This window comes from Paenibacillus ferrarius, from assembly GCF_002027705.1.
In the GTDB taxonomy this organism is placed as follows: Bacteria; Bacillota; Bacilli; order Paenibacillales; family NBRC-103111; genus Paenibacillus_E; species Paenibacillus_E ferrarius.
Genome location: NZ_MBTG01000072.1, coordinates 261,997 through 275,798 on the forward strand (window position 1 = coordinate 261,997; position 13,802 = coordinate 275,798).

The following is a 13,802-nucleotide window of genomic DNA, read 5'->3' on the forward strand; positions in this document are numbered from 1 at the left end:
TGTAGGTCAACTCATTTTCAATAAGATATTCCAGCCATCATTGACATTCGTTAATTAATATATAAAAATGTAATTTGTTAGTTTTGTTATGTTTTTTCATTCCTAGTAAGAGGGTGTCTCATTTGAGCAAAAAAATATCAATGCAGCAAATTGCCGACCGGCTCGGCATGTCCAAATATACCGTCTCCCAAGCGTTATCCGGCAAATCGGGCGTAAGCGTTGAGAATCGGCTGCGTATTCAAGAGACTGCAAGGGCTATGGGCTACCTTATTCAGGGCAGAGCTCATGGCACAAACAAAGAAAGCACCGTGACAGATTCAGCAGAAATGGATCAAGCAGCTAGTTCCAAAGAAGTCAGCCCTTACATACTGGTATGGATTCAAGCTATGTATCAGCAGGACAACCCTTTCTGGGGCAAAGTTCTCGCAGGCATTGCAACAGCTAGCAGTGAGCTGGGGTACGAGCATCTGATTGTTCCTGTCCTTAAGGGACATACGGATTCATTGCAGATTCCTCCCTACTTGGATCCTGCCTGCTGCGCTGGCCACTTGCTTGCTGGAACGTTTCCATCGCCTTCCGTTATTTCCCTGAAACAGACTGGCATTCCGCTAGTTTTAATTGATCACTTTGAACCGCTGGTCGATGTTGATTGTGTCCTGAACAATAATTTAGATGCTGGTAAAATGGCTTGTCAGCGGCTGCTTGCGGCGGGCTTGAAGCGATTAATATTCGTTGGCGACGATTCTTTCGCTGTCAGCTTTAAGGAGCGTTGGTGGGGATGCCGCCTGGCAATTGAAGACATTGCCGGTCCTGAGGAAACTTACTCCTTAAGGAGATGGCAGGTGCCTTATGGCCAGCCGCAGCTCGCCTCCTATCTAGAACGGAAAGTAGCTGCATGGACCCCTGACAGCATGCCTGAAGGAATTATCTGTGCAAACGATCACTTAGCACTCGATCTGATTCCTATCCTCAAAGGCAAAGGAATTGATATACCGAGCCAAATCAAAATCGTCGCTTTCGACAACATTGAAGCTGCAGCCTACGCACAACCGCCGCTAAGCACAATTGAGCTTGCCAAAGAATCCTTAGGCATTCGCGCCGTTGAAACCCTGCTTTATCGAAGGAATCACCCTGGGAGGCAGTCGGAGAAAATCATTTTGTCATCGCGCTTCATTGCCCGAGATTCAGGCTAAATAACATTCAAACGCAAATAAGGCGTATAGATCAGCTCTTCAAAGAGCTCTATACGCCTCGCGAATGTGCAATCGGCTATAACCGAGAAAGAACAATGGAAACAAGGATACCCACTATAGCAATCCAAAACAAATAAGAGCGCAGTACCCGTGACAGGCTTTTGTCCTGCCGATCAATAACCGCTTTCTTTCGCGAGCTGCTGTCCTTCGTTTCCGAATCGAGCTCATCATTCACTTGCGAGCGCCAATTGATGAATTGAAAACCAATTCCGCTAACGACAACTGAAATCATCAGAAGAATTAGCGATCCCATAAATAATTTGTCCGAAATGGACTGCATCATGTATCTAACCTTTCTGTCTCCACCTATACTCCTAACCAGTTCTCCTATTATACTTCAAATCCGGCTTCGAATACATATGGAAAAAGCTGCCCCCAAGATCGGTTAGATCTTTGGCGGCAGCCCCTTCGTTCAATACCTATTATAACGTTTTATCGCCCGGTTTCCAGTTCACTGGACAAAGTCCGCCAGCCTGCAGCGCTTGAAGCACTCGCAACGTTTCATCCACGGAACGTCCAACATTCATGTCCGTTATGACTTGATAGCGAAGAACGCCTTCTGGATCGATAATGAACAGTCCACGGTGCGCAGCACCCGTTTCTTCGTCCAGAACACCATAATTGCGTGCTGTCTCTTTGGAAAAGTCACTGACCAATGGGAAATTCACAGGTCCGATCCCATTTTGCTCCCGCGGTGTTTGTGTCCAAGCTCTATGTGTATGAATACTGTCAACAGAAGCACCTACAATTTCGCAATCCAGCTCAGCAAACTGCGCGTAATTGTCACTGAAAGCCGTAATTTCAGTTGGACATACGAAGGTGAAGTCAAAAGGCCAGAAGAAGAATATAAGCCATTTGCCGCGGTAATCCTCCAGTGTAATTTTCTCATCCAAAGTCTCCATATTTTTCGTCGACAAGAGTGAAAAGGAAGGAGCCGGCAGTCCTAATTTCGCAAATGGTTGTGTCGGTTGTAAGGTTAATTGTGTCATCGTATGATCTCCTCTTTCTATCTATTTATTTGATTTAGCAAGGACTAACTTGAGTTAGCTAGCGATTTCAGCCAATGCTTTTTTAAGTTTAGTGACGTTAAGGCCTAGAATTTTGTGCTCGCCAATGACCGTTACAGGCAAGGACATCAAGCCTAAATCATGCAGTTCTTGTCCAAATTGATCGTTCAGATCGATATTTCTTTCTTCAAAAGCAACCTGCTGATCGTTCAAATACTTTTTCAACTGTTGGCAATAAGGGCAATTCGTACTGGAATAAACAATGACATTAGACATGACATACATCTCCTTAGGGGGTGAGTTTATTTGTATTGCGGGATTAATTGCGCCCGTTTGTTAATAAATTTATCGACGGCCATCGCCGCGATCGCTCCGTCAGCAGCCGCGACAACAGCTTGTTTCACCGGTGTGCGTCTGACTTCGCCAGCTCCGAATACGCCGGCAACTGAGGATTGCATGGAGCTGTCCAGAATCATAAAGCCATCCTCATCCAGAGGCACTTGATCCTGCAAGAAATCGGTACCTGGCTTGCTGCCGGAGAGGAAAACGAACACGCCATCGACTTTCAGCACCTCTTCGGTACCCGTACTGGTACGGATGCGAAGTCCTTCCACTTGCTTCTCGCCTAGCACCTCTAGCGGCTTTGCTTTATATAAAATGTCCGTTCCCTTCAGCTCTGGAACATGGTGTACCCCTTGCAGCTCTGGACGTGGTACAACGAAATAGATTTTATCTGTAAATTTGCTCAGCGCCTGCGCTTCTTCCAAAGCTTCCTCCGAATCACCGATGACTGCAACCGTTTTGCCTTCAAAAAAGGCTCCATCACAAGTGGCGCATGTGCTTACCCCGCGGCCTAGCAGGTTTTCTTCGCCTGGCAACATGCGATTGCGTCCTTTAGAACCTGTTGCAATAATGATGGACTTGCCTTCATAAATGCCATCGGCGGTAAAGACAACTTTGGTCTCGTCTTCCACATCCACAGCCGTAATCGTCGTCTGAATGAACTCCGCGCCAAAGCCTTTGGCTTGCTCACGCATCGTATCGAGCAGATCTTTGCCCGACAGATCGCCTATGACACCGGGATAATTGGCAATTTTGTGAGTGATCGCTAGTGCTCCCGTGTTCGGTGCTTTGTCGATAACCAACGTTTTCAAGTTACCTCTTGCTGTATAAATGGCCGAGGAGGCTCCCGCCGGTCCGGCTCCTATAATGATGACATCATACATAGCGTTTCACTCCTTTCATCATGTTAATTGCTTGTCCATTGATAATCCATCTCACATAATAATTATTATAATTAAAAGTAGATGAAAGTCAATCCTTTTTAATAATAATTATAAATAATGGCCGCTTCAGTACAACGACAAGAAAATAGCCCCATTAGCGACATGAAAATCCCGACATCATAAAAAAGATGAATTTTCACGACATGAAAATCCCTGAAATCAAGGAGATTCGAATTTCCACGACAAGAAAATCCCCAGAATTAGAATGTTCACGACATAAAAATCACTTTAATAAAGAGATGTATGTATATCTGGTGCTATATGTTGGTAATAAATATATCCAGAATCTCATTTAAGGAGGATATTTATATGGGCACTATTATTTGGCGCGAGGAATGGAAAAGGCCTTACGAATCAATTTGGTCGGTAATTGAGAATATAAAAATTTCCAACTCAATCAGTGGTAGTGATCTGATTCACTACTTAAACGATAATAAGACTGATAAAACTCGCAGTGTAAGAAATGTAAACAAACTGTCCGAAGAAGCACTTGATAAACTAAAGGAACTTACAAATATCGACTTTCTTGCGATTAAAAACACTATGCTGAAACTTTCCAAACTTGAAAGAAATAATCCGCTGCATTACTTTCATACTCACTTATGCTACTGTGAAAAATGCATTCATCACAATTACCATAGTTACTTACATCAATACAAATTAATAGATGTTTGTCCGTTTCATGTAACTAAGCTTCAAACTAAATGCAAAGATTGCAAAAAAGACATTTATCACTACAATATTGCTCAAGCTATCCCTTTCACCTGTAAATGTGGTTATCAACTATATCAAACAATAGATGAACCAACATGGAGAAACTTATCCACGTTTGAACCAGTACTAAACATTTCAATTAAACATGATAATTACACTCTTTCTGAAAACTTGCAGGAATGTTATCAATAAAAAAGAAAGGCATGAGACCTTTCTTCTACTTGTTTTTGTTGTATTCGTATAAATTGGAGATGATGTTATGCAGGAGAGAATTACTTGGAGAAAAGACTGGCTATCTATTTATGAATCTCCATTTAGTGTTTACGACAAAATTTGTTATGCCAATGTTATAACACAAAATGAATTTTTTAAACATTTCAGTTCGCCATCGGATAGTAGCGACTCCTTTTTACTAATTAGAGGACTAGACCATGCAAAAATAGAAAACTTGATTTCATATCCATTAAAATCGCAATCCCTTAATACAATTACTATGTTATCTGAAGATTTTTTAAATTATAAAGATCATCCAGACGATTTTTTTAACAAAAATCTTTACTACTGTAGCCATTGTTCTATGACTGGTTATCATAGTTTATTTTTTCAATTTAAATACGTTAAAGAATGTCCCTTTCATCTGGAACCACTGAAAAACAATTGTAGAGTATGTAATAAGTCATTAACTTACAATTTTCACAAGATTCCCTTGAATACTCAGAGCTGCACCAAATGTAAAGAACCAATTTTATTTCATAAGCATTCATATCCAAACTATAAAACCTATACGAAGAGTGATATTAAATCTCAAGATGTACTTGACCTTCTTAATATGGACATTAAGTTTAAACAAATCCTCAAGGGGATTTCATTTCCTAGAATTAAATTGCGTGAGAAGGAAGACTTAAACTCTGTCCTCTATATTATTTCTGAGATTAAACGATCAACCTAGATAACTTAAACAGTTAATCTCTAATCTCGTCTCCTACTTAACTCCGATAATTTATTCAATCTTTTACTGAACCAGTCTTTGCAGCGTTCTTCTTTATCTAACTCCATTAAAACAAATTGTTGTTCGACATTAACAACTCTTCGATAATTATTTATTTCAGACATATTCAAAAAGCCTTTTGCGGCATATTCCTCTAATACCTCGAGTCTAGCTCTAGTTGATTGTATAAGAACATCTGCACCAAATAATTCAAAGACATCAACTGGATTATACACATTCTTACTCTTCAATATGAGAGTACCAAACACTGATTCTAACTTTGAATTTTCCCCTTGCTTAAGTAACCCATTTAAACTATTCCGTAGGGCTTTCCATTCCTTTTCAAGTTTTTCTTTAAACCCCATTTTTTCTTTCCATAGAATTACCTTCTCAACAGTGCTCAATTGGTTAATTCTCAGAACAAAGTCTCGAGCTACTTTTAAACCTAAATTAAATTTTGTAGGGAAAAAATATACTGTGTCTTCTCGATCGACCTTATTAACCTTAAGTAACGTTTGTTTCTCTTGCTCCGTTAAACATGCTTCCTTTACAGTAGATAGTACTGGTAGAATTCCCAAATTAAATAAATACTCATTTAATGCTGTATAATTGTAATCATAACGATTCACTCTTCGAAATTTCCCGACTACTCCGCATTCCCTCCACTCTATTCGTTTGGTTTCTTCCTTAATTAGTTCGTTTCTTAAGCAATCCTTTATTAACTTAGTTTCTTCAGAGATTCGTTTGAGTCTACTATAATCCCCATTCTCTAAAAATTTCTCGAAATTGGAAAGACTCATACAACTCTTTGTGAATCTAAAGATTTATCCCTTGTTTTACAATCTAATGCATTTAAAACAAGAGTAATTGTTTCCTCAATAATAACGTCACTACTTATAATTTTGGTACTAGTTTGGAACTCTTGCTTGTACATAAAAGTTGAACTAATTACGAATGCTAAGGCTAGTTCCAAACAGCCGAATTTAAAATAACCTCTAGTTTTTCCTAAGTCAAGAACGTCTCTAAATTCTTTCCATATTGATGAAATATAAAAATTCACCAGGTCTCCTCTATTGGACGGATACATTATTTCTGACTGAAGGATTGAGAGGATTTCTGGATCCCTTTCTCTTAACAGAACAACTTCATAAATAATATGTTTTATCCAAACAATCGGGTCCTCTTGAAACTCCTTTCTCCAAATTATTTTGTCCAGAGGTAAATATGTTTGTAACACCGCGGACATCAAACCATCTTTTCCATTGAATTGATATACAACTAGTTTGTTCTGTAGTCTGGCCTCTTTAATAATATCTACAAGTGTTGTTCTCTCAAAACCTTTTCTTGCAAATACACGCTTTGCTGCCTCAAGTAATTGCAATTTTGAATTAACATTTTTATTCATTGACTGATCATCTCCTTCATGTTAAAAATTTTTAATCGTACACTGTTAACAGTCTAACCACGATGAATTTTTGTAATCATTTATGATTACAATTTGTGTTATATTTTTATTTACTCTATTACTTCTATACTGATATATAGAGGTGATTTCATGAGTGACGATGATTTTATAATTACTCCAAAAGAAGATAAATCTGTTACTATCACCATAAGAGTAGATAGAGCTTTACAGGAAAAATTCGATCACCTTTCAAAGATAAGCAACCGTTCTAGAAATGAATTAATAAATTTAGCACTTGAATATGCTATGAAAAATGCAAAATTCATTAAAGGCACAAGCGAAAAAAGATGACAACACCAATTCATGGTTGTTGCCATCTTTTTTAATTACACTTTGTATTCAAAAATGAATCTAATTTGATTATATTGGCAATACATACTTGTATAGTCTTGTTTTTTAAGGAGGGATTTCAATGGATTTTCTAAACAGCTCATTAGCGATGGTTACAAATCAAGGAATCATTTTTAGAGAAAATAAATACACTTGCCCTCTAGCTATTTCGGAACAATGGTTTTCACTAAATAGCCCTTATTATTTGTTGAAAATCCCGGTTGTTTACAGAGAGGAGAATAATACCCTAAGTATCATTTTAGATACTGGGGATTTGATAAAAGTCCAACTCCTTTCAGACTCAAAGAAATTGGCAAAAACGGATTTAGAAGAATATTATTTGAAATTGAATCAATTGAAGTTAGAAAAAAACAAACGAAAACCTCTGTTGTTAAAAAGAAAGAGGTGACACATGAAAACTTTAACATGGAATGTGTCCTGGGTTAACCCTTATGAATCCGGATGGTCAATTATTGAGAAAATTAAATATGCGAACCTTATTAGTTCCCGAGATTTGCATCGTGAGTTTGATCTCAAAAATCTCGTTTCTGTAATTGGATATGACATCTTGGAGCAATCTAAACAAAACTTGACTAGACTAACTGGAATGTTTTCAAATACTGATTACAATCACTATCTAATAAGGTCCGACCTTACATATTGCGAGAAATGTTTGTGTATGGGACACCACAGCCTTTTTCACCAATTCAGTCTATTGCATCAATGCCCATTCCATTTATGTGATTTAAGGAACAATTGTAGCAAGTGTGGTCAGCAAATTACCTTTAATTATGTTAATTATAAAATTCTCGAAGGTTTTAGGTGTAATTGTTCTGAATTCATTAATGATATGAATATTAAATCAGTATCAGATTGGCAGCTCCACTTACCCATAAAAGACGAGTTATTGTTAAAATGGCTTGAAATTGACATTCCATTAGCACGAAACATGTTTAAAAATGACTTTTTTTATTTTCCACATCTAATAAAGGAAGCTGGATCAATGCAACTCATATTAAATTATTATGGTTTCAAATCTTAAGATGAATTACGTCCTCCTCAATCAGAAATTTCGGGATTCTTTTGTCCATCTTTGGTTCTCTCAACTTAATAGAAGGATTCCGCGTAAGATGTCCTTCTTCAAATGCAAAACGAAAAAGGGACCGTACAAATCAAATTCGATGACCTAAACTACTAGGTTTTAATTTCTCAGATACCCTCGCCAAATAGTCTTTAAGTATGATTAGAGATATTTCCTCTAGCTCAAGATCACCGAGTTCAAGAACTAACATCTTTAATTGTAGAGAGTATGCCTTCAATGTGTGTGAACTAAATCCCAGAATACGTTTATCAGCCTCATATAGTAACCATAGATCTTTTAAATTCATAAAAAAAACCCTCCCAAGTTTTGTTGATTCTAGTTTCGCTAGAAATTGGAGGGTTTAATCTTATATTCCAATATTTAACTATCGTTAGTTTAAGACACTGTCATTCTCGAAACCAATTATTATTTCTCCTTCATGATGAAATTCGATAATAAATCTAGAAGGAGAATATATAAAAGTGTCAGCACCAACCGCCAACACATCATCAATAGCACTTAATACTTTACAAAGTTGGGACTTTAAAACAAGTTGACTTCCAGTACTCCAGAGAATAAATACTTCATCAACGTCTCCTAGTAACTGCTTAATCTGTGGTACAACATCAATTGTGTTTACAATTTTTATATTGGCTCTAATTTGTTCCCAATCTATTCGAGACCAAGAATTAAATGGATAGGATTTCTGAAGGTTCTGAAATATTTCTTTGCTTTTTTCTTCAGATAATATGGCCATCTCAGCCCCTAGTGCCTCAATACATTCGTCAAACAAACCACCAAATCCAACAACATTTTTTTTCTTCTGCTTCTCAAGTAACTATTCAAGTCTCCACTTTCTGCTTTGTATTTCATCCATTTTGTACCTCACTATAGAAACACAAGATTTATTTTTGATCCACTAAATTCATTGAACTTTGCTACCCCATAAAAAAGGAGTAGCCGTCTGGCAAGCTCCTCCACGTTCCCAGTTACTTTAATAAGGAATATCTGATACGAGGAAAAAACGTTTCATAGTAATAACACCATTTTATCGAGACTCACTACTCTGGGACATCTATATATTCTGATACTCTAGCTTTAAGTATTTCAATTAATTCTTCATCCATATAACCATAATCGTCCGGTATATCTAAGTTGCAGATCTGCTTTTCATTAAGTGTTGATCCAAATTTATGTTTGAGTCGGCTCAAATGCTTTTTTTCCATTACAAATATGAGATCTGCCCAACCAATGTGTCCACTTGTTACCTTAATCCTAGCACCATCTTCTGTCCCAGCAGACCTCACATCATAACCATTATATTTATGAAATATTTTTTCGGCTGTTGGGCTTCGCCATTTGTTTCTGCTACATATAAACAAAATTTTTATGTTTATCATCCTCTTATCAAATTCATTGATTTTCACCACTCTACGGATAATAATACACTAAAAGTGGCATTTACGTTTGCGTTAATCTGCCCTTAAGTTTAATGAAAAAGGGAGCTGCTGCCGGCCTCGGCAAACTACCCCCTTAACTTTCCACTATCGTTCCCAGTTAGCTGAACGAAAGAATATTTTAAAGAAATGAAAATGCTTGCTGTTTTTCAATTCTAAATAGCCAGTCCGTCACCAAACTCGTAAGAACTTCCCTTTCCTCAATTTGAATCATATGTCCTGCATGATCGAGTATTGCAAAAGAAGCGTGATTGTATTTTCCGAAAATTTTTATATGATCTTCATAACCACATATCGAATCCTGCTTCCCCAAAACGATAAGTGTAGGATGTTGCAGTTGTTCAAAATTGCCAAGCGGATCAAACTTAAAATAATAGCCTTCTTTCTTCCAATCAGAGGATAGAAAATTACGATTAGCGAGCAATCGTCCTGGCTGAACTTCTTTTAAAAAAGTTAATAAGTTTGATTTGTTTTGATGTACCATAAGCAATTGAAAAGCATTCAAAACATCATCATCAAGTTCACCAAACAAGCTTGTATCTACTTCAAAAACAACTTTTGCAGGCAGTGTTCTTTCACTCCCTGGCAGATGAAGAGCAGAGGCAATCAAGGAAATGCCTGTTATTAACTCTCTTTTTTTGTGTACTATACCTTGTGCCAAGTAGCCCCCAAATGAAGCTCCAATAACTGAAAACATTTGATTAGGAAGAACTGCATCAATAAACTCAATGATCATATCAAGCATATCTTCAGTACCTTTTACTTGCTCAGTTATTACACTTTTTCCATGGGCGGGAATGTCCAAATAGATTCTCTGCCAGTCTTTTCTTTTCATAAAAATGGGTTCTAGCCAATACTTCATAGATCGATGGTCTGTTCCCATCGCATGTAACACAATAACTGGACTTCCCTCTCCACATACTTCATAGTTAATTGTTCCCTTGCTAACATGGCATTCCAATTTAAAGCCTCCCCTAGTTCGAAGCTACCCTTAATTCTACTTTTTATCCTATTCCAGAATGAAACAGCATTATCCTGCTCATTATTTTACTAAACAAAAGAGGAGCGCTGCCGCGAAGCAAGCCCCTCAACTATAGTTTCCGTTAGCGTAACGGACAATCATGTCACCCTTTTGCTATTCACTCATCATCTGAATAAGATAACGACCGTACCGAATAGTGCTATAGGGAATAATCTTATATCCAGGTTTGAAACGATTTATTGACCATCTTTACATTGTTCATTATTGCCCAACTCTTTAAATCCGAGATACCTCTATCTTCATCCCTTGAATACCTAAATGCCATATCCAATGGGACGATCTTCCTCCTGTAAGGTAATATCCCTATAACTGGTTTAAAGTAACCCCTGGTCATTATGATCTGGACCCTCTGTCAAGGACACTTTAAAAAACTCGATTTAACCTAGGCAGCTAACAAAAGATGATTCCTGTATTGCACAGGGGTCATCTTTTTTAATCCCCATTGGTATCGATTATTGTTGAAGTAGCGGATGTAACTGTCAATCTTACGTTGTAGCTCTGCTAAGGTTGGACAGCTACGATGGTCAACATGATCCTTCATATGACCGTAAAACGACTCCTGTGGCGCATTGTCCCAGCAATTTCCTCGTCTAGACATCGATTGCCCTAATCCCTTTTGCTTTAAAAGTTTTTGGTATGTGGGACTCGTATAATGACTTCCTTGATCCGAATGAATGAATGTTTTTTTGTGCAACTTCAATTTTCTTTGCTTCATGAGTGCCTCGATCGTGTCTGTAGCAATGTCCAACGTAAGGCTGTTGGAAAGGTTGTAAGCAAGGATCTCTCCCGTTGAAGCGTCTAGTATGGTCGACAAATAAGCCGTCTCTGAGCGGCCGTATGGGAGATAAGTGATGTCGGTGAGCAACGCAAGCCCAGGAACACCTTTTCTAAAATTACGATCTAAACTGTTGGGAAGCGTTCGATGTTCTTGAGTCACCTTTGCCATGCGTTTGTAGGGATTAGGTTTTCGATGTGGACAAACGAGGTTAAATTTCTTCATAAGTCTGCGGATTCTTTTCAAGTTGTAGATCACGCCAAATTCGTTCTCAAGCGTCATTTTAATAGAACGAGAACCCTTTTTAAAACCCTTTCTATGAAAGGCTTTCTTGATCAGTTCTCCAGCTTTGGCATCCGAAAGAGACCGCTCTTTACGGGTTTCTACGGCCTGGATGTAGTTGTAATAGCCTGAGCGAGATACGTGTAATAAATCGCAGAGGTAGCGAGTTGTACGTCCCAAACCTTGACCTATAGTTTCTTTAATTAGCTCAAATAACGTACTCTTACTTAGGTTCTTTCCCTTTGCTACCAGCAACCTTTCTTTCGTGTCTAGCTTTTTTAACAATTCCACCTGAGACTCAAGGAGTTTAATTCTTGCTTCCTGTCTTGCAATGACTTCATCTTGCGTTAGTTCACGCTTTAGAGGACGTCCAGAAGCTTCCTTACGAGAGTCAGTTAATCCAATGATTCCGTCTTTTCCATATGCTTTTTTCCAACGCTTGGCACAATCTTTTACACGTTGAATTCCAATTACGTCTACATCAAACCCGTTAGCTTCAAAGATTTCTCTAGGGAGTTTACCTGCCATATATTGATCGATGAACAACTGCTTAAATTCATCCGCATAGGTTATTGCTTTATCACTTATTCTGATCACGTACTTATTCTTTGATAAGCTCATTTGGTCTTTTTCGCTAAAGACTTTCTTAGACATGGTGTAATCCCCTCCGGTGCTTACTCTAGTATACAAAAAAAGTACCCACAGTCTGAACACTTTTTCAAAGTGTCCAGACTATGGGTACCAGTGTATTATCACTTTAATATCCCTCGAATTAATTATATTCCCATTTAATATGATTTGGTCATTGGATAGGCATAACTCGGTTGGTTTCTTAAATGTTCTGTACAATGAGAGTAACAGTACAACTAAACACAGAAGAACCGCCGTTAACGAAGCGTAGAATACTCCCATCTGATTCCATGATCTCAATACAAGATTAGATGTACTCAATATAATAGTAGTAATCATGCCTATAATGGTTCCAATCCTTGAAGGGCTCTTAACTGAATGCTTTATTTCCCTCAACATTGCCCCTCCCTTGTTCAAATCCCTTATTTTAATATACCACATATTGGAACTATTCTGCCCTTTACTTCAATGAAATAGGGACCGTCCAGACTGCGCGGCAGCCGACGATCCCTATTGAAGTAACGTTCTTTCGTTAGCTTAAAGTTCGGGCAATGAATCGATATGTGATTCGACTTCAAAAATAAATTCTTCGAGGTTATCGCAGTCAAACCAACCACTTTTTTCATTGATTTCATAAAGCACTTGAAAACCATGATATTCAATCAATACTTTCCAACCGTCTCTTGAAATCATCGCTTCTAATATCTGACAGTAATCAAATAAACACTCAACTTCAGCTTTGTTCATTAAATTGGAATGCTGATACTCGGTCCCAGATGGCTCTGGATAAATTCGATATGCCAGCCACTTCTTATCCACCTTTTCAGCCACCACCTTAAGCTCGATAAACCAATACACTTATTTTACCATGAATTGTAACTATCCTGCCCTTTACTTCAACGAGGCTACCGATTAATACCGGCAGCCTCGTCTTGGTTACTTATTGAACAAACGTTTCCGTTAATATCTTGGATCAACGAATATTGCTTACCTTGCGGCAAGATTTTTAAGATCTGAGTCAGTAATTCCTAATTGTTTACCTTCTTCTGTAACGCTATGGCTAAACTGCATTACATTATTATGGGCAAAATATATGTACTCAACGTACGGTTCATTTTCAAATACAACAACCGTGTAAAATGACGGTAATTTAATCCCCCAGATTCCTTTAACCGATTTAATTTCATTCTTCTTATAATGTTGTTCATTCAAAAGGTAGTTAGTCACTTTGTTCGCATAAATTATCTTGTTTGCTTGTACGTAAAAGAAGGGCGTGATGAGAACTCCAATTACTAATAAGGCTGCTATCCATTTCATTATTTCAATGTAACAGCCCCTTTCTACTTCCCAACACTTACTGTTCACTAACTTATTCGATACTTACCTATATTTTTCCTTTGGTATAGCAATAGCCCCATTACTTGTTAAACTAATCTACCCGTACGGAATAGGCTACCGATATTAAGTCAGCGGTAGCCTGTTGTGGTATTCT

Annotated in this window: 18 protein-coding genes; 5 read left to right on the forward strand and 13 right to left on the reverse strand. The window is 38.0% G+C overall.

Annotated elements, in window-relative coordinates:
- Positions 1 to 113: 113 nt before the first annotated feature.
- Entirely contained in the window at positions 114 to 1,193 is a 1,080-nt protein-coding gene (locus BC351_RS40135) for a LacI family DNA-binding transcriptional regulator (RefSeq protein ID WP_244209343.1), read from the forward strand.
- A gap of 76 nt (positions 1,194 to 1,269) precedes the next feature.
- On the opposite strand, the gene BC351_RS40140 is transcribed toward BC351_RS40135, so the two are convergent.
- From BC351_RS40140 to BC351_RS40155, 4 genes are all read right to left on the reverse strand, one after another.
- A complete protein-coding gene (locus BC351_RS40140) occupies positions 1,270 to 1,536 on the reverse strand; it encodes a hypothetical protein (RefSeq protein ID WP_079421276.1) in 267 nt (88 codons plus the stop codon).
- A gap of 139 nt (positions 1,537 to 1,675) precedes the next feature.
- Entirely contained in the window at positions 1,676 to 2,242 is a 567-nt protein-coding gene (locus tag BC351_RS40145) for a peroxiredoxin (RefSeq protein WP_079421277.1), read from the reverse strand.
- A 54-nt stretch (positions 2,243 to 2,296) separates the two neighbouring features.
- On the reverse strand, positions 2,297 to 2,536 hold the full coding sequence (locus BC351_RS40150; protein ID WP_079421278.1) for a glutaredoxin family protein: 240 nt from the start codon (positions 2,534 to 2,536) through the stop codon (positions 2,297 to 2,299).
- Between the two features lie 26 nt (positions 2,537 to 2,562).
- Positions 2,563 to 3,486, reverse strand: a complete 924-nt coding sequence (locus BC351_RS40155; protein WP_079421279.1) for an NAD(P)/FAD-dependent oxidoreductase — start codon at positions 3,484 to 3,486, stop codon at positions 2,563 to 2,565.
- Positions 3,487 to 3,855: 369 nt separating this feature from the next.
- On the opposite strand from BC351_RS40155, the gene BC351_RS40160 reads away from it, so the two are divergent.
- Together BC351_RS40160 and BC351_RS40165 are read left to right on the forward strand one after the other, a co-directional pair.
- On the forward strand, positions 3,856 to 4,452 hold the full coding sequence (locus BC351_RS40160) for a TniQ family protein (RefSeq protein ID WP_079421280.1): 597 nt from the start codon (positions 3,856 to 3,858) through the stop codon (positions 4,450 to 4,452).
- Between the two features lie 67 nt (positions 4,453 to 4,519).
- Complete coding sequence (locus BC351_RS40165) at positions 4,520 to 5,209, forward strand: hypothetical protein (protein ID WP_079421281.1); 690 nt, start codon at positions 4,520 to 4,522, stop codon at positions 5,207 to 5,209.
- 20 nt (positions 5,210 to 5,229) lie between these two features.
- Here the strand turns inward: BC351_RS40165 and BC351_RS40170 are convergent, their stop codons facing one another.
- On the reverse strand, positions 5,230 to 5,877 hold the full coding sequence (locus BC351_RS40170) for a hypothetical protein (protein WP_144028692.1): 648 nt from the start codon (positions 5,875 to 5,877) through the stop codon (positions 5,230 to 5,232).
- A 167-nt stretch (positions 5,878 to 6,044) separates the two neighbouring features.
- Positions 6,045 to 6,653, reverse strand: coding sequence for a TetR/AcrR family transcriptional regulator (locus tag BC351_RS40175; protein WP_079421283.1), 609 nt, complete (start codon positions 6,651 to 6,653; stop codon positions 6,045 to 6,047).
- A 150-nt stretch (positions 6,654 to 6,803) separates the two neighbouring features.
- On the opposite strand from BC351_RS40175, the gene BC351_RS40180 reads away from it, so the two are divergent.
- Both BC351_RS40180 and BC351_RS40185 read left to right on the forward strand, forming a co-directional pair.
- Positions 6,804 to 7,004 carry a ribbon-helix-helix protein, CopG family gene (locus BC351_RS40180; protein ID WP_079421284.1) on the forward strand — a complete coding sequence of 67 codons (201 nt, stop codon included), beginning with the start codon at positions 6,804 to 6,806 and terminating at the stop codon, positions 7,002 to 7,004.
- Positions 7,005 to 7,125: 121 nt separating this feature from the next.
- The gene (locus BC351_RS40185) at positions 7,126 to 7,452 is read left to right on the forward strand and encodes a hypothetical protein (protein ID WP_079421285.1); all 327 of its coding nucleotides are present in this window, start codon (positions 7,126 to 7,128) and stop codon (positions 7,450 to 7,452) included.
- Positions 7,453 to 8,215: 763 nt separating this feature from the next.
- On the opposite strand, the gene BC351_RS43745 is transcribed toward BC351_RS40185, so the two are convergent.
- From BC351_RS43745 to BC351_RS40225, 7 genes are all read right to left on the reverse strand, one after another.
- Entirely contained in the window at positions 8,216 to 8,431 is a 216-nt protein-coding gene (locus BC351_RS43745) for an integrase (RefSeq protein ID WP_244209344.1), read from the reverse strand.
- 84 nt (positions 8,432 to 8,515) lie between these two features.
- On the reverse strand, positions 8,516 to 8,917 hold the full coding sequence (locus tag BC351_RS40200) for a CDI toxin immunity protein (protein ID WP_079421287.1): 402 nt from the start codon (positions 8,915 to 8,917) through the stop codon (positions 8,516 to 8,518).
- Between the two features lie 268 nt (positions 8,918 to 9,185).
- On the reverse strand, positions 9,186 to 9,515 hold the full coding sequence (locus BC351_RS40205; protein ID WP_208629926.1) for a low molecular weight protein tyrosine phosphatase family protein: 330 nt from the start codon (positions 9,513 to 9,515) through the stop codon (positions 9,186 to 9,188).
- A gap of 187 nt (positions 9,516 to 9,702) precedes the next feature.
- On the reverse strand, positions 9,703 to 10,542 hold the full coding sequence (locus BC351_RS40210) for an alpha/beta fold hydrolase (RefSeq protein WP_079421289.1): 840 nt from the start codon (positions 10,540 to 10,542) through the stop codon (positions 9,703 to 9,705).
- A 463-nt stretch (positions 10,543 to 11,005) separates the two neighbouring features.
- Positions 11,006 to 12,334, reverse strand: a complete 1,329-nt coding sequence (locus BC351_RS40215) for an IS3 family transposase (RefSeq protein ID WP_079421290.1) — start codon at positions 12,332 to 12,334, stop codon at positions 11,006 to 11,008.
- Positions 12,335 to 12,847: 513 nt separating this feature from the next.
- On the reverse strand, positions 12,848 to 13,129 hold the full coding sequence (locus tag BC351_RS40220) for a hypothetical protein (RefSeq protein WP_079421291.1): 282 nt from the start codon (positions 13,127 to 13,129) through the stop codon (positions 12,848 to 12,850).
- Positions 13,130 to 13,297: 168 nt separating this feature from the next.
- Positions 13,298 to 13,627 (reverse strand): DUF3139 domain-containing protein, encoded by a 330-nt coding sequence (locus BC351_RS40225; RefSeq protein WP_079409177.1) that lies wholly within the window; start codon positions 13,625 to 13,627, stop codon positions 13,298 to 13,300.
- Between the last annotated feature and the right edge of the window lie 175 nt (positions 13,628 to 13,802).